General features: G+C 41.3%; 23 protein-coding genes and 2 pseudogenes. 19 read left to right on the forward strand and 6 right to left on the reverse strand.

The window, feature by feature from the left end:
• The first annotated feature begins 40 nt into the window (after positions 1-40).
• Positions 41-181 carry a hypothetical protein gene (locus tag ICN43_RS02810; protein ID WP_216197094.1) on the forward strand — a complete coding sequence of 47 codons (141 nt, stop codon included), beginning with the start codon at positions 41-43 and terminating at the stop codon, positions 179-181.
• A 147-nt stretch (positions 182-328) separates the two neighbouring features.
• Positions 329-637: a high-potential iron-sulfur protein gene (locus ICN43_RS02815; RefSeq protein WP_216197095.1), complete on the forward strand. Its 309-nt coding sequence runs from the start codon at positions 329-331 to the stop codon at positions 635-637.
• A 162-nt stretch (positions 638-799) separates the two neighbouring features.
• On the opposite strand, the gene ICN43_RS02820 is transcribed toward ICN43_RS02815, so the two are convergent.
• A complete protein-coding gene (locus ICN43_RS02820; RefSeq protein ID WP_216197096.1) occupies positions 800-946 on the reverse strand; it encodes a hypothetical protein in 147 nt (48 codons plus the stop codon).
• A gap of 188 nt (positions 947-1,134) precedes the next feature.
• On the opposite strand from ICN43_RS02820, the gene ICN43_RS02825 reads away from it, so the two are divergent.
• From ICN43_RS02825 to ICN43_RS02855, 7 genes are all read left to right on the forward strand, one after another.
• Positions 1,135-2,694 carry a mannose-1-phosphate guanylyltransferase/mannose-6-phosphate isomerase gene (locus ICN43_RS02825; RefSeq protein WP_216197097.1) on the forward strand — a complete coding sequence of 520 codons (1,560 nt, stop codon included), beginning with the start codon at positions 1,135-1,137 and terminating at the stop codon, positions 2,692-2,694.
• The gene (locus ICN43_RS02830; protein ID WP_216197098.1) at positions 2,691-3,668 is read left to right on the forward strand and encodes a GDP-mannose 4,6-dehydratase; all 978 of its coding nucleotides are present in this window, start codon (positions 2,691-2,693) and stop codon (positions 3,666-3,668) included. The genes ICN43_RS02825 and ICN43_RS02830 overlap by 4 nt, the downstream gene beginning before the upstream one ends.
• Positions 3,669-3,690: 22 nt before the next feature.
• Entirely contained in the window at positions 3,691-4,836 is a 1,146-nt protein-coding gene (gene gmd / locus ICN43_RS02835; protein WP_216197099.1) for a GDP-mannose 4,6-dehydratase, read from the forward strand.
• A gap of 28 nt (positions 4,837-4,864) precedes the next feature.
• Complete coding sequence (locus ICN43_RS02840; protein ID WP_216197100.1) at positions 4,865-5,833, forward strand: GDP-L-fucose synthase; 969 nt, start codon at positions 4,865-4,867, stop codon at positions 5,831-5,833.
• 3 nt (positions 5,834-5,836) lie between these two features.
• Positions 5,837-6,721 (forward strand): DUF6492 family protein, encoded by an 885-nt coding sequence (locus ICN43_RS02845; protein WP_216197101.1) that lies wholly within the window; start codon positions 5,837-5,839, stop codon positions 6,719-6,721.
• Positions 6,722-6,736: 15 nt separating this feature from the next.
• A complete protein-coding gene (locus tag ICN43_RS02850) occupies positions 6,737-8,569 on the forward strand; it encodes a glycosyltransferase family 47 protein (protein WP_216197102.1) in 1,833 nt (610 codons plus the stop codon).
• A gap of 418 nt (positions 8,570-8,987) precedes the next feature.
• Positions 8,988-10,442, forward strand: a complete 1,455-nt coding sequence (locus tag ICN43_RS02855; RefSeq protein WP_216197103.1) for an O-antigen ligase family protein — start codon at positions 8,988-8,990, stop codon at positions 10,440-10,442.
• A gap of 101 nt (positions 10,443-10,543) precedes the next feature.
• On the opposite strand, the gene ICN43_RS02860 is transcribed toward ICN43_RS02855, so the two are convergent.
• Complete coding sequence (locus ICN43_RS02860) at positions 10,544-11,626, reverse strand: glycosyltransferase (protein WP_216197104.1); 1,083 nt, start codon at positions 11,624-11,626, stop codon at positions 10,544-10,546.
• A 453-nt stretch (positions 11,627-12,079) separates the two neighbouring features.
• Between ICN43_RS02860 and cysC the strand changes: the two are divergent.
• Positions 12,080-12,718 (forward strand): annotated as a pseudogene (gene cysC / locus ICN43_RS02865) (adenylyl-sulfate kinase).
• Between the two features lie 20 nt (positions 12,719-12,738).
• On the opposite strand, the gene ICN43_RS02870 reads toward cysC, so the two are convergent.
• Both ICN43_RS02870 and ICN43_RS02875 read right to left on the reverse strand, forming a co-directional pair.
• On the reverse strand, positions 12,739-13,896 hold the full coding sequence (locus ICN43_RS02870) for a glycosyltransferase (protein WP_216197105.1): 1,158 nt from the start codon (positions 13,894-13,896) through the stop codon (positions 12,739-12,741).
• 10 nt (positions 13,897-13,906) lie between these two features.
• Positions 13,907-14,326 carry a class I SAM-dependent methyltransferase gene (locus ICN43_RS02875; protein WP_255533397.1) on the reverse strand — a complete coding sequence of 140 codons (420 nt, stop codon included), beginning with the start codon at positions 14,324-14,326 and terminating at the stop codon, positions 13,907-13,909.
• Positions 14,327-14,746: 420 nt separating this feature from the next.
• Here ICN43_RS02875 and ICN43_RS02880 point away from each other — a divergent pair, with 420 nt between their 5' ends.
• From ICN43_RS02880 to ICN43_RS02905, 6 genes are read left to right on the forward strand one after another with little or no spacing between them, the layout of a single operon-like run.
• On the forward strand, positions 14,747-15,529 hold the full coding sequence (locus ICN43_RS02880; RefSeq protein ID WP_216197107.1) for an ABC transporter permease: 783 nt from the start codon (positions 14,747-14,749) through the stop codon (positions 15,527-15,529).
• A 4-nt stretch (positions 15,530-15,533) separates the two neighbouring features.
• Positions 15,534-16,268, forward strand: a complete 735-nt coding sequence (locus ICN43_RS02885) for an ABC transporter ATP-binding protein (protein ID WP_216197108.1) — start codon at positions 15,534-15,536, stop codon at positions 16,266-16,268.
• Between the two features lie 16 nt (positions 16,269-16,284).
• The gene (locus ICN43_RS02890; protein WP_370623144.1) at positions 16,285-17,670 is read left to right on the forward strand and encodes a phenylacetate--CoA ligase family protein; all 1,386 of its coding nucleotides are present in this window, start codon (positions 16,285-16,287) and stop codon (positions 17,668-17,670) included.
• Positions 17,667-19,268, forward strand: a complete 1,602-nt coding sequence (locus tag ICN43_RS02895; protein WP_216197109.1) for a polysaccharide deacetylase — start codon at positions 17,667-17,669, stop codon at positions 19,266-19,268. The genes ICN43_RS02890 and ICN43_RS02895 overlap by 4 nt, the downstream gene beginning before the upstream one ends.
• Positions 19,265-20,389, forward strand: coding sequence for a non-hydrolyzing UDP-N-acetylglucosamine 2-epimerase (gene wecB, locus ICN43_RS02900; protein WP_216197110.1), 1,125 nt, complete (start codon positions 19,265-19,267; stop codon positions 20,387-20,389). The genes ICN43_RS02895 and wecB overlap by 4 nt, the downstream gene beginning before the upstream one ends.
• Positions 20,386-21,579, forward strand: a complete 1,194-nt coding sequence (locus ICN43_RS02905) for a glycosyltransferase (RefSeq protein ID WP_216197111.1) — start codon at positions 20,386-20,388, stop codon at positions 21,577-21,579. Before wecB ends, ICN43_RS02905 begins: the two co-directional genes overlap by 4 nt.
• 177 nt (positions 21,580-21,756) lie before the next feature.
• On the opposite strand, the gene ICN43_RS02910 is transcribed toward ICN43_RS02905, so the two are convergent.
• Positions 21,757-22,185 (reverse strand): hypothetical protein, encoded by a 429-nt coding sequence (locus ICN43_RS02910; protein WP_216197112.1) that lies wholly within the window; start codon positions 22,183-22,185, stop codon positions 21,757-21,759.
• Positions 22,186-22,268: 83 nt separating this feature from the next.
• Positions 22,269-22,973: a sulfotransferase family 2 domain-containing protein gene (locus ICN43_RS02915; RefSeq protein ID WP_216197113.1), complete on the reverse strand. Its 705-nt coding sequence runs from the start codon at positions 22,971-22,973 to the stop codon at positions 22,269-22,271.
• Between the two features lie 122 nt (positions 22,974-23,095).
• Here ICN43_RS02915 and ICN43_RS02920 point away from each other — a divergent pair, with 122 nt between their 5' ends.
• The 3 genes and pseudogenes from ICN43_RS02920 to ICN43_RS02930 all read left to right on the forward strand — a co-directional run.
• Positions 23,096-24,073, forward strand: coding sequence for a glycosyltransferase (locus ICN43_RS02920; RefSeq protein WP_216197114.1), 978 nt, complete (start codon positions 23,096-23,098; stop codon positions 24,071-24,073).
• Positions 24,070-26,217 (forward strand): glycosyltransferase family 2 protein, encoded by a 2,148-nt coding sequence (locus ICN43_RS02925; protein ID WP_216197115.1) that lies wholly within the window; start codon positions 24,070-24,072, stop codon positions 26,215-26,217. Before ICN43_RS02920 ends, ICN43_RS02925 begins: the two co-directional genes overlap by 4 nt.
• Positions 26,218-26,236: 19 nt before the next feature.
• A pseudogene (locus ICN43_RS02930) lies at positions 26,237-26,601 on the forward strand (hypothetical protein); the annotation flags it as partial.

The following is a 26,601-nucleotide window of genomic DNA, read 5'->3' on the forward strand; positions in this document are numbered from 1 at the left end:
TGCGGGAGCTTTCCTATTTGGATGTTCTTTGTATCCTGATGTGAACAGTGACCCCGCCAAAAACAATAAGGCCACTTTTCAGCGTGATGCATTAGATTGTGCCAAGTCCTATCCTGAGACAGGTTCTGGTGCGCATGTGAAGCAACGGATTTCTTGCATGAACCTCAAGGGTTGGCGCTAACCCTGAATCTTTTTTATTTATTGAGAACAATTCTCAATAAATAAACCAATAAAATCAATTGCTTACGTTGACTGTAGTCGAGCATTTCCTTCTGTTCTATGATCGTTCCAACGCAGTTTTTGTTCTATTTCACCCTTTGGAGTTCATATGAAAAATAGTCGTCGCCAATTTATGATTTTGTCTGCTGCTGGTGCTTGCACTTTAGCTTTGAACGGTACAGTTCAAGCTCAAGCGATGGTTGCTGAAACTGATCCACAAGCTTCTGCTTTGGGTTACAAAGCGGATGCCTCTAAGGTAGATAAAGCAAAGTTTCCTAAATATGCTGCTGGCCAAAAGTGCGATAACTGTGCTTTGTACCAAGGTAAGGCTGGTTCTGCTGCTGGTGGTTGCTCATTGTTTGCTGGTAAGCAAGTTGCTGGTCCAGGCTGGTGCTCTGCATACGCTAAGAAGGCTTAATGCTTTATTTAGCTTAATAAGTAATAAAAGAGCTGCTTCGGCAGCTTTTTTATTGGCCTTGCTTGGGGTGGTTTACAGCATACTGGCCGGTAAACACTCCCCCAATAGACCAAATTAATTCTTTAAAAACAATAGCTTGCGATGAATTTCGCTAAATTCTGCTTAGTTGCGCTTAGTAGCAGCAATCGAGGCGATGCAGTCTTTAATGCCATAGTTGTGATATTTGCCTGCATTTTCCTTTTTCAGGGATTGGGCGCATTCAATAACAGAATTACGTACGTTGATTTTAGGGATGTTGCCTGTAGACATATCTGACTCCTGTGGTTTTTAATTGGTTTTGGGTCTAAAGATGCGATGTTTGCACACTTTTGACCGCTAGTGAAATTCTAATAAATTCATAAAAATTGTGTAAATCCCAATAAGCTGAGTTTGCACCCATAAAGCCTATAAAATCAGGTTTTATTTACAAAAAGCATAAAGGCTTAGTCACACAGCTCATGACCAAAGCAATTTCTGATATTCCTGCTTTACTGGCCATTCCCGTCATTCTGTGTGGTGGCTCTGGAACTCGCCTGTGGCCTTTGTCTCGCTCGGGCTTTCCAAAGCAGTTTTTGGTGTTGTCGGGCGATGATTCAGCAAAGAGTCTTTTTCAGCAGGCAGTAGAGCGATTAAATACCCTTGCTGATGGAAGCGCCGGAAACACCGAAAATTCTCACTCTTCCATCGCCATTGGTAAAACGCTGATTGTGACTAATGAAGAGCATCGCTTTTTAGTAACAGATCAATTGCGCGAGTTGCCTAAAGTAAAAGCAAGCTTATTGCTTGAGCCTATTGGTCGTAATACTGCGCCAGCACTAACCTTGGCTGCGCTGTATGCCAGCGAGCAAGATGCTGAAAGTAATTCCGCATCGGTAGATCCTATTTTGGTGATTACACCAGCAGATCAAACTATTCAGAATGGCGCAGCTTTTACCAAGGCCTTACAAGATTGCATCAATGTAGTTGCATCTGACAAAGATAAAAAAACGATTGCCATTTTAGGTATTACGCCAACCGCACCAGAGACTGGTTATGGCTACATTCAGAAGGGCGGCACTCAAGGAGCTCATGGTGAGTTTACTGTTGAGCGCTTTGTAGAAAAGCCCGATGCAAAGACTGCCCAATCTTACATAGACAATGGTCATTATTTCTGGAATAGCGGCATGTTTGTTTTGCGTGCAAGTACTTGGCTGGCTGCCCTAAAAGAATTTCGTCCTGATATATTTGGCGCCACTGAGACCGCATGGGTTGCTAGAGCAATTGATCAATCTGCCGATGCCCAGTTCATACGCCCAGCAAAAGAAATCTTTCAATCCATTCCGAGTGAATCGATTGACTATGCTGTGATTGAAAAATGCCCTGGTAGTCAATACCAGATCAAGATGGTTGAGCTTAATGCCGGATGGAATGATTTGGGTGCTTGGGATGCAGTCTGGCAAGTGGGTAAAAAAGATGAACGTGGCAATGTCACAAGTGGTGATACTTTGCTAAGTAATACCAATAACTCCATAGTGCATGCTAGCAGTCGCTTGGTGAGCACGGTAGGCGTTGATAATCTCGTGATTATTGAAACTGCTGATGCCGTCTTGGTTGCCGATCGTGCGAATAGTCAAGATGTTAAAAGTATCGTCAATCAGCTAGAGCAGCAACAGCGGGAAGAGAAAAACCTCCATCGTAAGGTTGCAAGGCCTTGGGGCTGGTATGACAGTGTGGATGAGGGTGAGCGCTTTAAGGTAAAGCGTATTCAGGTAAAGCCTGGAGCGAGCTTGTCTTTGCAAATGCACCATCATCGCGCTGAGCATTGGATTGTGGTCAAGGGGACTGCAGAGATTACTAATGGCGAGAAGGTCATCATCTTGACTGAGAACCAAAGTACCTACATCCCCCAAGGTCAAACGCATCGCTTGGCTAATCCCGGTAAAACTGCTCTGGAGATTATTGAGGTGCAATCGGGTAGTTATCTTGGTGAGGACGATATTGTGCGATTTGAAGATAACTATGGACGCTCAAAATCATGAGCAATAGTATAAAAAAGCGCACGGCTTTAATTTGTGGGGTAAGTGGCCAAGATGGCAGCTACCTCGCACAATTACTTTTGCAAAAAGGCTATACCGTTTTTGGTACTTCACGTGATGCACAAGGCTCTTCTTTTACTAACCTGAAAAAGCTGGGGGTTGAAGGCCAAGTCAGTTATATCTCCATGGTCCCCGAAGATTTTCGGAGTGTGTTGGTGGCACTACGCAAAAGTAATCCCGATGAGATCTATTACTTGGCTGGCCAATCTTCGGTAGGCTTATCTTTTGAGCAGCCTGCTGAAACCATTCAAAGTATTACCTTGGGCACCCTCAACATCTTAGAGGGTTGTCGCATGATAGAAACGGCAGATAAAACGATCAAGATTTATCACGCCGGTTCTGGTGAGTGCTTTGGTGACACCAAAGGCGAGCCAGCCAATGAAAAAACTCCCTTCTACCCAATGAGTCCTTATGCAGTTGCTAAGAGTTCCGCCTATTGGTTGGTAAACAACTATCGTGATGCCTATGGTTTATTTGCTTGCACCGGTATCTTGTTTAATCATGAGTCTCCTCTACGTCCTGAACGCTTTGTGACCCAGAAAATCATCCGAGCAGTAAAACGGATTGCTGAGGGTAGCAAAGAGCAGTTAAAGCTAGGCCGCTTGGATATTGCCAGGGACTGGGGTTGGGCCCCTGAATATGTAGAGGCAATGTGGTTAATGTTGCAACAAGATCAGCCAGAAGATTTTGTGATTGCCACGGGAACGACGATTACTTTAGAAGAGTTTGTAAAGACTGCCTTTGAGCAAGCAAACCTTAATTGGAAAGACTTTGTAGTTCAAGATGCTGCTCTTTTTCGCCCGACAGATTTAGAAATTGGGCGGGCTGATCCGAACAAAGCAAATCAGGCGCTGGCTTGGAAGGCTTCAACCCAAGGTGTTGAGGTGGTAAAAGAAATGTATCAGTCCATTAGTTGAACTTAATAGAAATATCATCAATATGACAAATTCTAGCAATATAGCCAATAAGAAGGTCGCCCTCATCACCGGTATCACTGGCCAGGATGGCTCTTACCTAGCTGAGTTCCTATTAGAAAAAGGCTATATTGTTCACGGTATTAAACGCCGCGCATCCTCATTTAATACCGAGCGGATTGATCATATTTATCAAGATCCGCATGTGAACCATCCAGATCTGATTCTTCACTATGGTGACTTAACTGATACTAGTAACTTGGTTCGGATTATTAAAGAGTGTCAGCCTGATGAAATTTATAACTTGGGCGCGCAGTCTCATGTGGCTGTCTCGTTTGAGTCACCAGAGTACACGGCAGATGTAGATGCCATGGGTCCATTGCGTATGCTTGAAGCGATTCGGATTTTGGGTCTGGAGAAAAAGACCCGCTTTTATCAAGCATCTACTTCAGAGCTTTACGGCTTAGTGCAAGAGATTCCTCAAAAAGAGACCACACCGTTTTATCCCAGAAGTCCTTATGCTGTAGCCAAGATGTATGCCTATTGGATTACTGTGAACTACCGTGAGGCTTATGGCATGTATGCCTGTAATGGCATCCTCTTTAACCACGAATCCAAGCGTCGTGGCGAAACTTTTGTTACAAGAAAAGTCACTCGTGGTTTAGCGAATATTGCTCAAGGTCTGGAGAAGTGTTTATTCATGGGTAATATCGATGCTTTGCGTGACTGGGGTCATGCTAAAGACTATGTACGCATGCAGTGGTTGATGCTGCAGCAAGATAAGCCAGAAGACTTTGTGATTGCTACGGGTGTGCAGTTCACTGTGCGTGAATTTATCATTCGCAGTGCTAAGCAACTGGGTATCACCCTTAAGTTTGAAGGCACCGCTGAAAATGAAAAAGCCATTGTAGAAAATATTGAGGGTGACAAAGCGCCAGCCTTAAAAGTCGGTGATGTGATTATGCAAATCGACCCACGCTACTACCGTCCTACTGAAGTAGAGACCCTCTTGGGTGATCCTACGAAAGCAAAAGAAAAGCTGGGCTGGGTTCCAGAAATCACACTCGATGAAATGATCGTTGAGATGGTGGCAAATGATTTAGAAAAGGCGAAACAGCATGCCTTATTGACTAAGCATGGCTACTCAGTGGCAGTGGGCAAAGAAAACTAAAAAATAAAATAAGATAAAAAGTATCCGCATGAGTAAAGATCTCAATCAAAAGATTTATGTGGCAGGCCACAGAGGTATGGTGGGCTCTGCCATTTTGCGAAATTTGCAGGCCAAGGGTTTTAGTAATATCGTTACCCGCACTCATGCAGAGCTTGACCTCACTAATCAAGCTGCAGTCCAATCTTTCTTTGAACTTGAAAGGCCTGTTCAAGTCTATTTAGCGGCAGCTAGAGTAGGCGGTATTTATGCTAACAATACCTTTCCAGCTGAATTTATTTATGACAATTTGATGGTGCAAAACAATGTCATTCATCAGGCCTTTTTGTCCGGGGTTAAAAAGCTATTGTTCTTAGGTTCTAGCTGTATTTATCCTAAGCTTGCTCCACAGCCGATGAGTGAGGATGCCTTACTCACAGGCAAGTTAGAGTCGACTAACGAGCCCTACGCAGTAGCCAAGATTGCTGGTATCAAGATGTGCGAGAGCTACAACCGTCAATATGGTCAAAGCCATGGAGTGGATTACCGCTCAGTGATGCCGACTAACCTCTACGGCCCTGGCGATAATTACCATCCTGAGAACAGCCATGTGATCCCCGCCCTCATTAGAAGATTTCATGAGGCCAAGATCGCCAATGCACCCGAGGTAGTCATCTGGGGAACTGGTACACCTAGGCGTGAGTTTCTCTATGTTGATGATATGGCTGCTGCCTCGGTTTTTGTAATGGACTTGGATAAAGCTATCTATGATCAGCACACCCAACCCATGCAAAGTCATATTAATGTGGGCTTTGGCAGTGATGTGACCATAAATGAATTAGCCCATGCAGTAGCCAGTGCAATAGGATACCAAGGCAAGATTAGCTTTGATCCTAGTAAACCTGATGGATCGCCAAGAAAGTGGATGAGTTCTGAGCGTTTAAATAAACTGGGTTGGACTGCGCAAGTGAGTCTGGCAGATGGACTTGCCATTGCCTATCGAGATTTTGTTGGTATATAGACTGTGAGCGATCTATCGCCAGCCTTGGTGGATGAATTGGTTTGCGTATGTTGTAAACGTGATGCGCAAACTTGGAGGGTAGCCTCTCACTATATCGCTCGCTTCATTTCAGCTAAACGGTATAAGGTATATGTACCAGACAGTGAGGTAGATTTTTTTAAATCAATTACCCCTGGCGTTTTTGAGGTGTTGGGTGAGTCTATTTTTACCCAGCATTTTTCAGCAGAGATTAAACGACGATTGCCCGCTAGGATTGCAAATCAGTTTGGATGGTATTTACAGCAGTTGATCAAGCTGTATGCAGTTAGTGCTTGCAAGCCAAATGAGCTTGTTCTGATTTGGGATGCTGATACAGTGCCGATCCGCACTTTAACTTTTATTGATGCTCAAGGTAAGTTGGTTTATTACAAAAGCGATGAATATCACCCCCCTTATTTTGAAACGATTACCCGCTTATTGGGTTTAGGAAAAAAGGTTGATTTTTCCTTCATTGCCCAGTGTTTTGTTCTAAGGGCGTCTTGGTTTGATGCTTTTTGTCATTCAATAGAGGAAAAACATCAAACTAGCTGGCTCAATGCCTTGTTGGATAGCATTGATTTTGAACAGGGGAATGGTTTTTCTGAGTATGAGACTTTAGGCACCTTCATTTCACATCACTATCCCGATCAAATCACTTATTCTGAAAATAAATGGCTAAGATTGGGTAATTCAACATTGGGGCATATTGCTTTCTTAAATGATCGCGTGATAGATGAACAATTGAGCAGCTATGATTATGTTAGCTTTGAAAAGTGGGATCGGGCTAAGCCGTACTATCGGCGGGTAGCAATTCCGTATTTCTTTAGGGTATACCTGCCCTCATTGTTTAAATCAAAAAAACAAAGATAAGCTTCTAATTTAGTCATGCAGAAAAAATATACCTCCATTATTTTTGTCCATTCAGGCGAGAGTGCGCCTCCAGAATATTTAACAAATGCGATTGTGATTGCAGCAAAAGTCGCTCCACAATCCCAGGTTTATGTGTTGGTTAATAAATCTCATATTGGAGATTTGGAGAAAGGTCTACAGGGTAATTTTGGGGGCCCCGACGATCTCCTGGGAAATATTGCTTTTGTGGCAATTGAGGATATTCCGCAAAGCGATGTAACTAAACATTTCGCTAAAAATGCCACCCTAGACCGTAGCTTTAGAAATGGATTCTGGTTTTCTACCTCATACCGTTTTTTTGTATTGGCTGACTTTATTCAACTCAAGGGGTTGGAGAACTGCATTCATCTTGAAAATGATGTTGTCTTGTATTTTGATCCCGCTGAAAAGATAGAACAATTTAGCAGCTTTGCCAAGTTTGCAGTTCCAGTGGATAGGGGTAGGGCGATCCCCGGGATTGTTTGGTTAAAAGATGCATCGATTGCATCTGAGCTAGTGCAATTTATTGCGGATCGTTCTGATGCGAATGATATGGATTCTTTAGGCGCTTTTGCGATGCGAAGTGATTTAGGTGCGAAGCCGCTCCCCACGATACCTTTGGAATACGCAAAGTTAAATACTCTAGATCTTGCTAGGTACTGTCAGGGCATTGATTTATTTGGTGGAATTTTTGATGGCGCGGCAATTGGTCAATATGTTGGTGGCGTCCACTGGATGAATGATCCTTCTGATACGAGATTTTTTGAAAATGAAAGCAGTGACTTTCATTTAAGAGACTGTCGTTTTTCTTGGGAATATGAGGGATTTCATAGATCTCCATTCATCAGTTTCCATGGAGCATGCACTAAGGTATTAGCCTTACATGCACACTCCAAGGACTTGTTGGGAGTATCCCCCTTTAATTCTGGGGTTCCGAGCAATGCTGATTCGATATTGACTGGGGAAAGAATTCAGGCGCTTGCTGATTTGACGATTAGCTCTCCTGGAGTTACCGCTTTTCATGGGCGAGAAAAGATTCAGACACCTATCGTTTTAGAAATTCCCGAAAAAGAAGAAAATAAGTGGTTTAAGAAAAAACGCTTTGAACTCCCCCCTAATTTGGATTTCTTGAGAGTTTGTCAGGGTGCCAAGATTATTTTTGTCTATACCCATTTATTGCCTTACTTTAAGAGCTTTATAGCCCCACGGCTGCATGAGCCATATGTGCTGTTGACGCATAATTCAGATCATAGCGTGAGTCTTGAGGATTTAGATTTAATGAATCATCCATCCTTGATCGCATGGTTTGCACAAAATTGTGAAACTAGCCATGCAAAGTTGAATGCGTTGCCAATTGGTTTGGCAAATAGCCAATGGGGCCTAACGCGCGTGGCTGATGTTTTTGATGCTGGACATATGTATCAAAAAACAAAAAACCTTTATGTTAACTTTAGTGCAAGCACTCACCCCGGGCGGCAATCGATTATTGATCTTGTATCCAATATCCCAGGAGTCACCGTTGGATCATCAGTGGGTTTCGAACAATACATTGCTCAAGTAGCCGAACATCGTTTTTGCTTGTGCCCTAGGGGGAACGGCATTGATACCCATCGTTTTTGGGAGGCCCAGTATGTTGATACGATTCCAGTCTTGCTGAAGCAAGACTGGACTTCGGCTTACTCCAATTTGCCCATCTTACTTATAGATGCTTGGGAGGATCTTTTGCAGTTAAATTGGGAAGAAGCTTATGTCCGAAGATCTACCAGTAACTTTGACCGAAAAATGCTAACCCTTGAGTATTATCGTCAGCAATTGCTTGCCAATATGTGAAAATAAAATTTCGTCATTCTAATCGCGGGCTTAAATCGGCAATTCTTCATAGTCTCGGATGATTGAAATAATTCTTATATGGGGATAATTATGGTGTTCTGAGCATATATGAGAGATTTATATGTCATCCAAATATGTCCAACTCTTAGCTGCTCACTCTCTCGCGGGAAGATCACATATCCCCTTCCAAAATATATCGTCTTTTTTACGTGAGAATAAATGATGGCGTCTACGGCAAATTAGATCGACATGTCTCTGAGAGGACGTTTGAATAAACCAGATTTTGGGGGACCTTTTTAAGCTTTGGGGTGATTTCAGTTAGCGGGCGGCGCTGATTATTTAGGTCATGTTTGAGTGATAATGGAAGCTATTCGCATTAAATAATAAAAGTACCTATTTATAGTGGCTAAATCACTAAATGGTCACCCTTTTTGATAATTTGACTAAATATTCTTTTCTTCGCCTGCTAGAGCAATTCTTTTGTGGCTGGATTTTCCTGGCGACAGTAGTATTGCTCGTGGTTTGGGCATTGCCGCACACCATTGCAGCCAGAAATATTGCGCTTTTCACTGGATTGATTGCTGCCTTTGGATGGGTATGGATTACAAAACCTTCCTTAAATTGGAAGGCTTTATGGCCAATTATTTGTTTGCTTTTGGTGCCGCTGTGGGTTATGTTGCACTGGTATTTTTTATCTGAGCTGAAAGATCAGCAATGGCAAGAGCTCAAAAGTACGTGGCTAAGAGTGCTTGCAGCATTGTTATTGGGGTCGACGACCGGTCTTATTCTCAATAGGCGTCCCAAAATGGTTTGGTGGGTCATTCTTGCAATGATCTTGCTGCCGACGATTACCTTTATTCAGTACCTTTATCAAGTGCATCTCCAGCATCACTGGATATTGCCTAGCGGCATGTTTTACGGTTTCTATAAGGGCAAGTTTTCTGCTGTTTACTTCGTGCTATGTCAGGTATTGATTGGTTTTGGTTTCATTTACTTTGCGCTAAATGGCTTGCAAAAAGCAAGGCTATTGCCACTCCTTTTTGGCACCATTTTAGTGTTCAGCGGCATCGTTGATTTTATAGCTGCAAGGGCCTTAAACGGTATCATTGTGTCTACATTAGCATTATTGCTGTGTATTCTTGTTCTACTTTACTCAAGCCTCAATGTAGAAGGGCAAAAGAGATCACTCAAAAAACACCTTCAATTGGGAGCTGTAGCATTGTTAGCCTTGACTATCTTGGGTTCAGGGCTATTTCTATTTTGGACTTATGATCGTCAACAAGAGGGTAAATTAGCAAATCTAATTGGGGATATCCGCATCTCTAGTCAAATAGACCAAAACCAGGCTTGGGTAAAAGATGGTGGGGCATCCACACTTCCTGTGGATGATAAAGGGCGCCACATTAACGGAAGCACCTACGAGAGGGTCTCCTGGTTTATCAAGGGAACAAGACTTGTACGGGAAAATCCGCTAGGAAACGGCGTTTCTCACATGGCCTTTGGTTACTACATGCGTGCTCAATATCCACAATCCTCTGTACAGATGACCCACAGCGCTTGGGTAGATTTTACTCTCGGACTAGGTTTGCCTGGCCTAATCTTGACCTGGTGCTCTATTCTAGGGGTAGTTTGGCTAAGCATCAGAGCACAAAATCAAGATCGGGGATCGGGTTTTACGGAGCAAGTAGTAGCGGTGGGAAGTCCCATCCCCTGCATAGCCCTCTGGTTAATTGCAGGACTTTTTGGGTTTTGGATAGTGGGGGAAGTCAGCGAACGTGAGTACATAGAGCACTACTTTTTCCTGATTGCACTCTTTGCTGCGGCTGTAAGCTCAAATAAGCGGCTGGAGGTCCGTGAGTCAAAAGGTAGTTAAGAGCTATAAATTTTAGACCTTGGTATTTTCGATATTTGGAGAGTGCAAAATAAGTAGTCGATAGGATGCTTTAATGAAATCAATATTAATCACGCTTTAAGTTATAAAAGTTTAGCCCAGCGTGGGGTCTTGAAGTTCACAATCCTACTGTAAAGCCAAATATAGCTTATCGTAAAGAGGATTGTGAAAGTAATCAAAATAGGTGTGGAGTTCCACCACAAAATAGCAGGTACGACAGCCATTGAAGTTAACATCCAAAGATAGGGTGATGTCTTAGCATTGGCTGTAAAGATAGCCCCTTGATGGCCTCTAGATATCGAATTCAGAATGCGCCTAAAAATGAGCGTATGAAAGTGAATGCCATCAGGTAAGAGAGGATTTTTCCCCTGGTGCATTGTTCTTCTGTAGATGGTAAAGAGCGTTTCTGAAATTGGGTAGGCATTAATTAGCAATGCAAACCAAGGCGATACTTGAGGCTGTCGTGCTACGAGCATGACGCTAATGACTGCAATCCAAAAACCAATGAGATAGGCGCCGCCATCCCCCAGAAAGATCAGTCCTCTTGGATAGTTCCATATGAAAAATCCAAGAATGGCTCCTGCCATGATGAGGCTTAAGTACATCATGAGTGGATCACCCAGCAGATAACTTACATAAATAAGCCCCATTAAGGTAATAACTCCAACCATACTCGAGAGTCCATTAAAGCCATCAATGATGTTGTATGCATTGGCCATACCAGTAATGGCGAAGATAGTAAAAATGAGTCCAACTCCAGGCAATGCCAATAAATAATCTACGCCAATGATATCTAGTCGGATAATTTGTGCGTCTAAATAGATATTTGCCATTGCTGCTGAAATAGCGGTTAAAAGAAGTCGATTTTTGACACCTACGTTTTTGGTCAAATCTTCCATTAAGCCGATAGCAAAAGCGGGGACTGCACAAAGCAGTAGCGTAGTTGCAAAATTGGTGTCTGCATGGGATTTGAGGTTAAAAAGAGTTGCAGCAAAAATACCGGCAACAATACTAATGCCCCCAATTCGGGGTACTGAAGTGACGTGGAATTTTTGGATCCCTTTTATATCTTCATCAGCCGAGAGAGGCATATGCAAATTCTGATAATGAATAATCAAGAAAGTGACAACAAAGGAGGTGAAAAAGGAGGCTAAAAGGGAAATCATCTGCTTGATTATAAATTCTAAAATTATCTCAGTGGGCATATTGAATTGCCGCCCGCATATGCGATGAGATAAACGGTATTAGCGATCCTGTTCTGTAAATGAAGGGTTCTAGTGATCATCTCTAAATGCCCTAGAAGTCAATCTCAAGTATTCATTGTTAGTATGGACTGACTTTATGGACTATTGACTTGGTTTTGCGGCTAAGCAATGAGTTTAAGAGCAACCAGCAACAAAATACATCCCAATAGCAGTTGCAAATTGCGGCTAGAGAACCGCTTAGTTAAAAGGCGCCCGATGTTACCATTGGACTAAGCCATTGATGTTAATACATTGAAAAAAAACGCTAGTACGCAATTGGATCTCAATAATATTGCGCTTTGTAATATTGCACTCAATAAACCCATTGCCTATGAAGAGTGGGCCAGTTCAAAAGAGTTGAGCGGCTTTATCTTAGTGGATCATTTCTCTAATTCAACAGTAGCTGCTGGCCTCATTCGACATAGTTTACGCCGCGCAGATAACATTCATACACAAGCGTTAAGTATTACCAAGCTTGAGCGAGAAAAACTACATGGGCATCAAGGAAAGGTCGTTTGGTTTACAGGTCTCTCGGGCTCTGGAAAATCCACTTTGGCTAATGCTTTAGAAGTTGAGTTACACAAGCAAGGAAAGCATAACTAATTATTAGATGGCGATAATATTCGACTGGGCCTGAATAGAGACTTGGGGTTTACTGAGGCTGACCGCGTAGAAAATATTTGGCGCATTGCGGAGGTGGCCAAGCTCATGATGGATGCAGGTCCTGTTGTAATGACGGCATTTATTTCGCCATTTGCAAGAGGGCTAGTGATGGCTAGAAAGTTGATTGGACCAGAAAACTTTATCGAAGTCTTTGTTGATACACCAATTGCTGTTTGCGAGCAACGCGATCCCAAAGGTCTTTATAAAAAGGCAAGAGAAGGCAAGTTGTCTAATTTTTCAGGGATTTCAAGCCCGTATGAGCAGCCATCACATTCTGATATCGTTATTAGCGCTAGTAATATTGTGGATAAAGAACATGCGATTAAGAAAATCATGCTGTCACTTAAGTGATTGATGTGAGGCTATACATATTAGCGAAAGCTGGGTTTTTTAGGGCTAATTCCAATGACTTGCGAGTAAACGTCTACATGGGATTTTCCAAGAGAATTAGCTGAAAAAAGTGATTCATAACGCTCAAGGGCTGCATGCCCCATTTTTTTTGCCAGTGTCGGATTATTTAAAAGCTGATTACAAGCTTCAGATAATGCGGCAGGATTTTTGGGGGGGACTACTAGCCCTGTCAGACCATGTATATTTACATAAGAGGTCCCAGAGCCCAATTCACAGCAAATCATAGCTTTTGCATGCATTGAGGCCTCAATTAGCACCATTCCAAAAGCTTCAGACCGTAATTGCGAGGGTAACACAAGAGCGGTGCAGTGTTGTAAAAGTAAATGCTTGTGATGCTCTGTCACCTCCCCTAAAAAAACTACATTTTTAAGTTGATAATGATTGGAGAGTTGCATTAGTGCTTTGATTTCAGGGCCATCGCCAGCAATGACAATTTTTCCTTGGACCGATTGTGCTACAGAAACTAAGGAGTGAACTCCTTTGTAGTGCCTTAAAACCCCTAGAAATAGTAGATAGTGTCCGCTTTTAACCCCAATCTGATTCAAATACTCCTCATCAGATGCATTAGAAGTCTCAAAATTGGCTTGGGGCCTTGATATGCCTAACGGAATGACTGTAACTTTTCCCTTGGAGAAGTATTTTCTGAGGACTGGACTGGACTCCAAATAGTTTGGAGAGGTGGCGATAATTATCGACATCGCACGTAAGGTGTGATGCATTAGCGGACTATAAAGTCTTTTTAAAAACCTTTGCTTAACAATGTCGGAGTGATAAGTTAGAACACTTGGCTTTTTTGAAAAGTTGGATAGTTGCAATATATCTAAAAAAGGCCACGGGAAGTGGTAATGAATTACATCTGCCCATTTTATTAATCTCTGGTACTCGATAAGGCTATTAAGACCCCCCATATCGCAAGACGCTGGTGCCATCCATGATCGAGAGCGAATAACTTCACCTTCTGGAAATGGTAGCTTAAGGGGGGTTGGATTTGGGGAGAGGGTAAGAATGCGCGATTGCACGCCATGGGCTTGTGTAGCCAAGCAGATTTGCCGAATAGCTTCTTGAATGCCGCCTTGAGAGTCGGGGTAGTAAGTTCTGTATATATGTAATATTCGCATCGTGACTTAATCACTTTTTGGAGATGATTAAACCAATGGATGTCACAACAAAACTAGCAAGCTCAAGCTTTAGATGGGGTGAGAATCCGTAAGGGGGAGTATCAATATAGTTATCCACGGATGAGCCACCTGTATTTAAGTCGAGAGGCTTTACATCGTAGCCTTCTTGCTCCAATTCCTGGACTAATTGAGTAATGTCTTTTTCCCGATAGATAGAGCAGCTTGGACTTTCAAGAGTAGCATCGTTTGAGGAAAGGTTAAATTCAGTGGTGCGCACTGCGACCCCACCGGGCTTAAGGTATTTTAAAGAGTTTTTAATAAACTCCGCCCCATGCTGTAATGAGCCAAGATGCTCTAAGGCACATGCTGACCAGACAAAATCATATTGATCGAAGAAGCTATTGGGTATCTGATTCATATCTGCAGACAAAAAAGATACTCGCTCAAAAAAGTAGACTTAGGCAGAACCCTGTTACATGAGGTGTAAAGCTCTTGTAGTGATGCTGCATGTTGCATTGTTTCAACCCAACCTTGTTCATGCGCCGATTCTGGGTCTAAGTCCGTAGCGGTCACTATGCAACCAAATTTAGCAAAAACACCTGGTAAGGGCTCTCTGCCACAGCCAAAACCCAAGCCCTTCATGCCGGGTTTTAGTTTCCCGTTTTTATATAGGGACTGCATAATAAAGACAAACTCCCATTGTTTTCTAGAAAACCGACCTGGACTCAGTATTAGATCGTACCAGTATCGATAGGGTTTGATCACATCAATTGGCATAGTTAATCATATTGCTTTAGATGCGCCTGCCATTTATGTGCAGGTGGAGGCTTGAAATGTACTAAAATTAAGTATGAACCATACGCCAAACTCAGACATTATTAAGGGGATTTACGCATTTAGGATATGGGGTACTCTTGGCTGGCATGATATTAAACAACGTTATCGACGTTCAGTTTTAGGCCCTTTCTGGTTTACTTTGAGTACTGCCATTATGGTTGGAGTGTTAGGAGCTCTGTACTCTTCAATTTTAAATCAAGAAATTGCTAATTATTTACCGTTTTTGGCAGCCGGTTTGGTTGTTTGGCAATTTATATCAAGCTCAATTTTAGAAGGGTGTACCGTATTTATTGCGTCCAGTGCCCTTATTAAGCAGATTGATTTACCTCTATCAGTTCATGTCTGTCGAGTGGTGTGGAGAAACTTCATTATTTTGCTACACAGCTTACCCATCGTTGTTTTGGCATTGATTATATTTGGGGATATGCCGTCCTATGAAATTCTTTTGCTACCTTTTGGCTTAATTTTGCTTTTATTTAATGCCCTCTGGATTACCGTGGTTCTTGGTATTTTATGTACTCGCTACCGCGATGTTCTTCCAATCGTTTCTAACTTTCTTCAAATTGCTTTTTTCTTTACCCCTATTATGTGGTCTCCGGAAATTTTAAAAGATCGGGGCTGGATTGCAGAATATAACCCCCTGTATCACTTGATAGAGATTGTTCGAGCCCCAATACTGGGTAAGCAAATTCCCATGGAATCGTGGTATTGGTCTATTGGCTTAGTTTTAGCTGGACTCGCCTTAGGCCAGTATTTAATGTCTCAATATAGAAATCGTGTAGCTTATTGGCTTTAAGAAGATGAAAAAATTAATTTCTGCACACAATGTGACGGTCGAATTTCCTGTATTCGAAAACTCTCATAGGTCTTTAAAAAAAGTGGTTTTAAACGTATCCACGGGCGGGAGAATTGGCCAATCGGTTGGCCACCATCCATATGTAGCCGCGCTTGAGGATATTAATTTTATATTTGAAGAAGGTTCAAGGATTGGGCTTCTTGGGCATAACGGGTCGGGAAAAACGACTTTATTGCGTGTGCTTTCAGGTATCTATGCGCCGGTAAAAGGTGACCTAGTTGTTCGGGGAAGAATTGCCTCCTTATTGGATGTGTCTATGGGTTTGGATCCTGATGCTACAGGTTTTGAAAATATTTACTTGCGCGGCATATTGGATGGTATGAAGCCAGCACGCATCCGTAGCAAAATTGAGGAAATCGCCGACTTTACTGAACTCGGGGAGTATTTAAACTTGCCAGTAAGAACCTATTCAAGCGGCATGATGTTGCGATTGGCATTTGCAATTTCTACGAGTGTAGAAGCAGATATTTTAATTATGGATGAGTGGCTTAGTGTGGGTGATGAGAGTTTTAGCGTTAAAGCTTCTCAACGCCTAGGGGAGTTAATTGGCAAAACATCCATCCTAGTAGTTGCTTCGCATGACCAAAAGCTTATAAATAGAATTTGTAATCGTAAAATTCAACTCGAGCATGGACGAATAATTTCGGATGAAGCGGTAATAAAAGAATTAGTCAACTAACGCAGAGGTATTGGCCGTGTTTAAGCGTTCAACCATTTCACCACTGATTGAATCAGCTCTGTCGATTTGGCCCTTATCTAAGGTGGCTGGTTTAGCTAGCGCCTTCATAGCTTACCCAATTGCCGAGAAATTAGAAAATCGTCAGGTGAGGCAAAAGGTAAAGGAATTGCGAGGTTTTTATACATTGCCTGCAACACAGCGTGCTTTGATTGAAAAAGAGCGACTAGCCAATGTGATTGAATTTGCAGCTCATCAGGTCCCGTATTATCGCGATCTTTTTTCTCAGCTCAACATTAACCCTCAAAAAATAAAGAAAGATATTGCCTATTTGAGCGATATTCCTTACTTAACAAAGGAGATCATACGCGAACAAAGTGGTCGTATGTTGTCCAAACCCTTAGATCAAATACGTCACCACGTCTGTAAGACGGGGGGTTCAACTGGCTTATCTTCTGTTATTTACTATGACCAACCTGCAGCAGATTACTCGGCAGCAGTAACGCTTTACGCAAGGGAAAGAATTGGAAAAGTAAAGTCTCGGTCTGAACTCCATTTTGCTTGTCGCTTTCCTGATTCGCCAGTAGTAACGGAGTGGTTCACTCGGGAAGATTTTAAATGCTTTGCAATGAACCGCACCAATATCTTTTTTGATCGCTTGGATGAAATCGGTTTGGAGGAAGTGATTGCGCTTTTAAAACGGCGCAAACCTTATTTGGTTCATGCACATCCTTCAACAATGTATGCATTAGCATGCTATCTTCATTCAAGAGGATGCTCCTTAAAATTATTTTCTATATTTGAATCAAGTGGCGAGTTGTTGGAGAATCATCAGCGTGCTTTAATCTCTAAGGTATTACGCTGTGAGGTAATTGATCGATATGGATTGGCTGAACTGGGGGTGATGGCATACCAGCTTAGCGGAAGTGAGGGTAAGCTGCAGGTTCTAGAATCTGAGGGGTGGGCTGAATCAGCTACCATAGGTGAAGGGTCTGAACGTGTCGAAGAGTTAATTTTTACGGGTTTTCATAACCATCTCATGCCTTTAATTCGATATCGAACTGGTGATCTTGGTACGGTTGAGAGGAATGAAGAGGGCGTATTCCTAAAAAATGTGGTTGGGCGCATTCATGATCAAGTGCCGATTAATGGCATTAATCATCCTACTCACCATATACAAGATATGCTTGATCACCGAGTCGGCGGTATTCAAGAGTTTCAGATCGATTTGCGCACTTCGCCACCCAAACTTAAAGTTGTCCCTGAATCTAGCGATGTAAGGGATCATATTTCACAGAAAATTAATCAGTTTTGGGGGGATGCTTTTGAACTTGAGTTCATTGGGCATGAGGATTTAATTCGGGTGGGGCGCCATGCTAAATTTCGTCATGTGGTGACAGCATGATTCAAGTAGCTTGCCCCTGTGGCAATGACGAATTACGCGAAATTGTTTGCGCTGCATTTGAGCGTGCCTGTGGCTTAGGTAGTGTTCGGAGCATATCTTATTCTGAACTAGCTATAAATGAATTTGCGCATTTGCAGACAAATTCAAAATACACTATTTGGGTTTTGGTTGACCCTCCAGAGGAGTTAGCCCCTTTACTTATACTTGCACTAAAAACAATGGTAGTTAAGGTTATCGTTTTTGGAGCGGTTTCTCCGTCCATTGCGCAATTTCTTGGAATGCAAGTAAGCGTTATTTCAGAGGCAGTCATCAATGCATCAGTATGTAGCCCAGCGCCGACTTATCAATTTTCTGAAAGTGAGGGCTTTATAAGTTATGTTAAAGGTCTCAGCGAAGGTGACTATTCTTCTTATTCTCGTGCCCTTTGTCGATATGACTACGCTGACGAGTGGAATAATTTGGGATTTGGCGCGATTACTGTGAATGGATCTATTTGGTCGCTATCTAACTGTGCAAATGTAAGGCAGGAGAATGCCTTGGCATACCTAGTCGCTTGCGATGAACGGTTGTCAGCTTATTGTGCGCTTTGGGATTACCCTCAATCAAGTTTGCTTTGGTTTAATCGCCAAGTTGGGCCGGTCGACTCTTATGAGTGGCGATTAGTTGAAATTTATATTTATCAGTATCGTTTTTCTGAAATACCAGCTTGGCCGGTAGTTTCAGAAATTCCATATGGATACGAGGGGGCAGTTACGATGCGCTTAGATTGCGATGAGGATGTGGAATCTGCGCGGCCACTATATATGGCCTATAAAGAATGGAAGGCTCCATTTTCATTGGCTTTACAGGCTACTGTATTAGCCGACCCCAGACATCATCAGTTACCACTCGAAGTAATGGCTTCAGGCGGCGCCATTTTGTCCCACACCCTTACTCACGCCCCTAATTGGGGTGGAAGTCAAGAGGAGGCAATGCGCGAAGGTGTTGAGTCTGCGGCTATTATTAATCAAGCAACCGAAATTATTCCAAAATATGCGGTATCACCATTTCATCAAACTCCCCTATATGCACGTTTAGGTTTGGCTCAGGCTTCTTATTCTGGCTGTATTGGTGGAATCATTGCAAACGATCCAGATTTTGTGATGGCTCGAGGTGGGCGACCACCGTATTCAGAGCCAGATTTCATTGGGCATACCCAGCAATGCATGCTGCATGGGGATTGTTTGCTAGAGACGGGTGATCCTCTTGCAGTTTATAAACAAGCTTTTGAGCAATCTTTTCTATCCAGAACTTTTTTTGGATATTTGGACCACCCATTTTCAGAGCGCTATCAGTATGGCTGGAATGATGAAGATGAGCGAATAAATGCTCACGGTCAACTTATTGACTATATTCGAAAATTGTCTGATAGGGTCTTATTCCTAAATGAAAATGATGCCCTAGATTTTATGCACTACAAATCTAATATTTACATACAGCATGTGGATGGAGCCCTTAAAGTATCTACCCCTCCAGCCCCCAATAAAAAAGCCTTAAATGTCGCAATTGAGTATGGGGAAAATATTTATAGTATGGACTCTAAAGGTATGGTTTTATGAAGCTTTTGATCATATTCGGCACTCGCCCAGAAGTGATTAAATTAGCGCCTTTAATTAAGTTGGTTCAGCAAGAGCCTAACATAGAGGTGGTTACCTGCTCTACGGGTCAACATCGTGAAATGCTGGACCAAGCCCTGATGGTGTTTGGTATTAAGCCTGACATTGATTTGGGTGTGATGGAGGAAAATCAAACCCTCGCTAGCCTCACTGCGATTCTTTCAACCAAAATCTCAAAATGCATTGCTGAAAGTCAGCCGGATATTGTTGTTGTTCAGGGGGACACAACTACGGCATTTGTAGCGAGTTTGATGGCATTTTATGTGGGGATTCCTGTTGCTCATGTTGAGGCAGGATTGCGCACGGGCGATATAAATAGTCCATTCCCTGAAGAATTTAATCGCATTACTATTTCTCGAATTGCTAAATGGCATTTTGCTCCTACAGTCAGGGCTAAGGCCAATTTGATACTAGAGAACGTTAATTCAAATTCAATATATCTAGTAGGAAATACAGTTATAGATGCTCTTAATATTTTGGCGGGTGATCAAAAAAAAGTTGATGCCCTTAAAGAAGTTACAAGTATTACTCCTAAGCGAGAATTTATTCTAATAACTGCTCATCGTCGTGAAAATCATGGCCAGGGCATCCATTCACTTTGTCAAGCTATCAAGGAATTAGCCGCAGAATTTCCTAGTGTAGATTTTATATTCCCCGTTCATTTAAATCCGAATGTAAAGCAGGTAATTAATGTGGAGCTTCGTGATCACTCCCAAATAACTCTAATTGAGCCCGTAGATTTTTCAACCATGCTGTACTTGGAGAGCCATGCAATTTTAATCATGACTGATTCTGGTGGAATTCAAGAAGAGGCTGCCTCTTTCCGCACTCCTGTAGTAGTAATGCGCGAGCACACAGAACGGGGCGAGGGTGTTGCACAAGGCTTTGCAATAGTAGCTGGCTCCACGAGAGAGGGCATTGTTGGAGCCGTGAAGCAGTACTTAAATAATCCGCAAATTAAAAAAGATCTTGAAAGTGCATTAAATCCTTATGGTGATGGGTTGGCCGCAAGAAGAATTCTTGATGTTTTGGCTAATCGCAATATTGAAGAGTTTTCCCGGTGACACCAATCGATCTCTGCATTCTATTTTCAACTGCTGATTGGGATGCTCCTTATTGGACTAATAAGCAACATACCGCAAAAAATTTAGCCTTAAAAGGCATTACAGTACTCTATATTGAAAGCATTGGTTTGCGTCGACCTAAATTAACCAGCGGTATTGATATTTCAAGAATTTTCCGAAGATTATTTAGGTCTTTTCGAGGAATTCAAGAGGTTGATAACAATATTTATGTTTTGTCGCCCTTAATTATTCCACTTAAACATCACTGGCATTTGGTGCGTTGGTTTAACAGATTCTTATTGAGCCATGCTATTAAAGCTTTTGTAAAAAGAATTCAAGTAGTAGGTGGGGCGCGCAATCCAATTGTTTGGTCATACCATCCATACGCGCTTGATGCGCTTCCAAAAAATTGTAAATGGCCGATTATTTATCACTGTGTTGATGATTTATCATCGGTTCCTGGAATTGATGGTGACACTTTTAATGTGGCGGAGAAGACTTTTCTCAAGCGAGTAGATATGGTTTTTACAACCAGCACCACTTTGTTTGAAAAATGCAAAGCTATTAATAGCAAAGTATATAACTTTCCAAACGTGGTTGATTTTGAGCATTTTTCGCAACAATCCAATCCTTCCAATTCCCCGCGAGACCTTGAATCAATTCCTCGCCCGCGGATTGGTTATGTTGGCGTTTTATCAGACTTCAAAATTGATTTTGAGTTGTTGCTGGCAGTGGTTAAGCACTCCCCTCTTTGGAGCTTTGTATTTATTGGTGAGGAACGAGAGGGGCAATCAAATTCCTTTGTTGAGAAATTAAAACTTGAGCCCAATGTTCACTTTATTGGATATGTTAAGTATGCTGATTTGCCTATGTATTTGGCAGGGATAGATGTTGGGATCTTACCCACGTTAGTTAACTCCTACACTAAATCGATGTTTCCAATGAAATATTACGAATATATATCCGCCGGCCTTCCTGTCGTTTCTACCCCTTTAGATTTTTTACAAGAGCGTTCTTTAGGGGTGGTTGTTGGACATAATGCTCTGACATTTAAGGATGGAATAGAGTGGCAGCTTAATAGAGGAAAATTAAGTGAACTTGAGGCTGCAAATATTGTTGGTGACAATACTTGGGCAACTCGACTCGAAAAAATGATCGATCGTATAAATCAAATAGGTAAATTGCATTAAATACCCTTATTAAAGTATAAAAGTTATGCAACTTTAATAAAAGAGCATGGATTTACAATATATTAACTGTCTATTAAAGGTAGAAGTTTTTACGACAGCATAAAGACCATTACTTTTCAATTGGTTGTGACACAAAAATTAGTCAAATTGGAGGTAAAACAGATTAACCACGCTTACTTATTTAGTAGGGTGCCAATCATTTTTCCATTGGTAGCGGTCAAGTTTTAGCCCGGTTTTGACAAGAATTACATCAAATGACTTTGGGGTTGGATTTGGTAGCTTCATTACAAACCCAGTATATTGACTAGCATAACCTGCGGATGCAACATCTGGCCGAGATATACCAGTTGTGGCTGAGGAAACTATCTTGCTATCAACGACAAGTATAAGTTCAACTTTTTCAGCGGGGTTAGAGAGGTTGATCGCCCAACCAAAAATATTATTCTCGGTAACCGAATCAACGACACCTACAAATAAATCCATAGTTGAATGATTATGTTTTACTGCTGAAGATAAGTATCTATTTATAGGAGTCAAGTCAAATTTAGAAACTTTGTTTCTAATATCTAAAATGTGCTCGGGCTTAAAACCATCAACAGCAGACAAATAAAGGTAAGGTGAATCAATGCTATTTAAAGCGGCTTGAATTTTTTTTGTATCTTTTAATGCGTCAGAGTAAAGATTCCCTTCTAATTTAATTTTTTTTCAAAATCATCTTTTACAAATTCATAAATTTTAAAATCTATGGCATTGTCCTCTCTAAATTTTTGAATAGCACCTTCGCTTGGCTCGATCCTATCAATTGAATTTCGTGTTTTATTTGTATTAATGTAGAAAGGGAAAGACATATTAAAAGTTTTGCAAAAAACTAAAATAGTTGCACTCATGTCTTCACATAGACCTGTAAATATAAAATATTTTTTTAAATTTTCGACAGCCGCTTCATATACTCCCCCATCAATAATTTGATCACTTGAAGTTAGCATATTGCTTAAAATATTTCTCCCTCCCAGGGACTTCTCTAGCCACTGATCCAGTGAAATTTTTCTTCTCATAACTAGGAATTCGGTTTCTGAAAATGAGGCGCTTACTAGGCCCGCAAAATTTTTCCCTTCAAGTGCATAGTTAAAGTGAGAGATTGCCCGCGTTAATGGGTCTCGAACCAGAGTAAAATATTTTAGAGGGTATTTAATCATGCGATGGGCGCCAAATCCTATATGCCCACCCCCAAAACCTGAGTCACATAAGAGTATTTTCTCCTTATTAAATCCATCGCATGCATCATGAAGCATGATAAATCTATTAGGAAAAATATTTAAATCAATGAATGAAATAAAAGATGATCCACCACTTTTGGGTGTATGAACAAAAAAATAGGTATTCAAATTTCTCAAAATTATATTTTAGTGCCGAATGAATTGATGTATCTTATGGATCTATGGAGCATTAAATAATCATTATTTATGAAGGTAATATGTTTTTTATTTATTCTAACTATTATAGTAAATATTTTTAAATGAATATTTTATTTGCAACATATCCAATGGCCTTTCACACTCCGGGTGGCGGAGAGGTTCAGCTTCAGGCATATTTAAAGCATCTCCCTGTACATGGTGTCAACGTAGAGCTCTTTAATCAGTGGGATCCCCAATTTAAAAGATTTGACTTAGTCCATTTTTTCTCTTGTGTTGGGGGGTCAGTCCATTTTTGTAATTTTGTGAAGCAATTGGGACTTCCTTTAGTTATATCTTCTAGCTTATGGATTACAGAGGATACAAAACATCTTTACCCAATTTCTGAAATAGCTCAGCAACTCAGCTTGGCTGATGCTGTGATTGCTAACTCCAATTTAGAGTGCGATAGTTTAGCCTCTGTTCTTCAGTTACCCAGAGAGAAGTTTTTTACAGTTCTTAATGGCGTAGACGATGAATTCTATGAGCGGGTTACTCCTGAGCTTTTTAGAATTCATTTCAATATAAGCACTCAATTTGTCCTAAATGTTGGAAATATTGAACCCAGAAAAAATCAGCTGAATCTAATACGAGCCATGAAGTTAGTCCCAGATATGAAGTTGGTATTGATTGGTCATGCACGAGACGAGAATTATCTAAATCTATGTATAGAGGAGGGTGGTAACCAGGTTATTTACTTAGGACCACTCCCTCATGATTCTGATTTACTTAAGTCAGCTTATTCTGCCTGCACCATTTTTTGTTTGCCAAGTACCCTTGAAACCCCTGGCTTAGCCGCTTTGGAGGCTCATGCTGTGGGTGTGCCAATTGCAATCACTGAAGTTGGACCAACGGCAGAATATTTTGCAGAATCTGCTAAGTACTTAAATCCTATGGATATCGACGATATTGCCAATAAAATTCTTGAAATATTGAATGCGGGTAAAAAAATACCTGATAATATTGATAAATTTCATAAGTACTCCTGGGGTGTTATCGCAGGAGATTTAATTCCGATCTATCAATCTCTTTTACATAAATGAAATTTGAACTACATCCACTGGCAAATGTAATTGCTACAACTAAAAATGGCTATACTTGGCTAGCAAAAAATGACGATCCTCAATTTTCGATTTTGAATTGGGAGTCCCTACAGGGTAGGGCAGTTCGATTAACTTTGCAAATAAAGTCAGATGCACCAATAATTTCTGCGCCGGTCATATATTTTGATGATGGTGCTGGAATGAGTGAAGCTAACATAATTAGCCTCAAGGCTGATGAGCAGGGTTTTATATCTCAGGATATCGCCTTTTCAGATTCATTATGTGGAATCAGGTTTGATCCTATTGCGCGATCCGGCCTGTTTTCTTTGCTGGATTTGCACATTCATTTCCTATCATATGATGCAAAAGAAATTGCAGGGTTAATTGAGAATCAGAGGGCTGCAAAAGTCGATGCTTATATGAAGCAATCAATTCCAGAGATTGATTATCAAAAATGGATTGACTTAAATGAAATTCCATCCTCAAGATACAAGGCGTTGAGTGACGAGATTAATCAGTTGACCGCTTCTCCTCTGATAAGTATTGTAATGCCGACATATGAAACCCCCATTGATCTTCTTCGCGCTGCAATAGATTCGGTAATCAATCAGGTTTATGAGAACTGGGAGTTATGTATTGCAGATGATTATTCAAAAAGTCCGCAAATTAAAGAAGTCTTAAATGAGTATAAAAATAAGGATCATCGAATTAAATTTTTGATGCGCGATGAAAACGGCCACATATGTGAGGCTAGTAATTCAGCGCTTGGGATGGCCTCTGGTGATTTTGTAGCATTGTTGGATCATGATGATGAGCTACATCCACTTGCATTATTTTATATTGCCAAAAGCGTAATTGAGTTTCCAGAGGTCAGCCTTTTTTACTCTGATGAAGACAAAATATCTGTGGATGGCTGTAGGTCAAACCCATACTTTAAATGTGATTTTAATTACGATTTATTTCTTTCTCAGAATATGATTTGCCATCTATCTGCCTATAGGCTCTCCCTGATTCGAGATCTTGGTGGTTTTAGATGTGGTTTAGAGGGGGCGCAAGATTACGATCTTGCATTGCGTGTCTTGGATGCTGTTGGAGTAGAGGGTATAAAACATATACCAAGGGTTCTCTATCACTGGCGGATAATTCCTCAGAGCACCTCGTCCAGTCATGAGGCTAAGCCTTATGCCGTAAATGCTGGTGAAAATGCTATTAAAAATCACTTACAGAGAAATTCAATTCGCGCATCTATCGACAGACCAAAAGGTGCGCCTGGTTATCATCAAGTTTCTTATGAGATCGAATTCCCTCAGCCCTGTGTTGAAATTATCATTCCGACCCGCGACTCTGTTCATCTGGTTAGGCAATGTATTGATTCAATATTAGAAAATACAACATACCCTAATTACAGAATTACCCTTATTGATAATGGCTCGGTAGAGGATGAAAGTCTAAAATACTTTGAAAGTCTTCAGAGCGATTATGGGGTTAGCGTAATCCGAGATGACTCCCCTTTTAATTACTCTAGAATTAATAACAATATTGGCTTGAATACCAGCGCTGATTTAATTTGTCTACTGAATAATGATATTGAAGTGATTACTCCTCAATGGTTGACTGAGATGGTTTCAATAGCCTTGCAGCCTAAAGTAGGTGCGGTTGGCGCGAAACTTCTTTATCCAAATGAGACACTTCAGCATGCTGGGGTTATTTTAGGCATTGGGGGAGTAGCAGGACATTCCCATAAATTTTTTCCTAGATCAGAACCAGGATACTTTAGTAGGGCGATTTTACGTAACACTCTTAGTGCGGTTACAGCAGCATGCCTTGTAATACGAGCTTCAATTTTTAAAGAAGTTGGTGGCTTAGATGAAAATTTGCAAATTGCATTTAATGATATTGATTTTTGCTTACGGGTTCGTGAAATGGGCTACCGCAATGTCTGGACACCATTTGCGGAGCTCTATCATCATGAATCCGCAACAAGAGGTCATGAGGATACCCCCGAGAAAAAGGTGCGCTTTGATAGTGAAGTAAGTTATATGAAAAATAGGTGGGGCAATAGTCTTTCTGAAGACCCTTATTATTCTCCAAATCTTACCCTCGAATCAGAGAACTTTGCTGTCGCATGGTATGCTAGGGTTTGATAAGCGTTAAAATGCGTTTATGAGTGTAACTAGTTGGTTAGAGGACTGCGAAATTCCATCGGCTGATGCAGTCATGGCTCTGCCTAATGCGCTGTATTTTTTAATTAAGTTTCGCCCTGATTTGATGGATTTATCTGAGAGGACTTTAAAAAACAGGCTAGCAATTTATGTCTGGTGGGATAGTATTGGTAGCCTAGATTATCCAGATCTGAATTGGAAGTTACGACCGATTGACTATGAATTTATTAATGGCATTGGACCTCAAGAGCTAATACAGAAATATCCAAAATGCTTGGTTTATTGGTTGCGTGGAAGTAAAGAGAATTTCGCCCAATTAGACGAGGATTTCTCAAGCTTGCTGCAAGCAGATGATGTATCCCATAT

The sequence above is a fragment of the Polynucleobacter sp. UK-Mo-2m-Kol15 genome (assembly GCF_018881505.1).
In the GTDB taxonomy this organism is placed as follows: domain Bacteria; phylum Pseudomonadota; class Gammaproteobacteria; order Burkholderiales; family Burkholderiaceae; genus Polynucleobacter.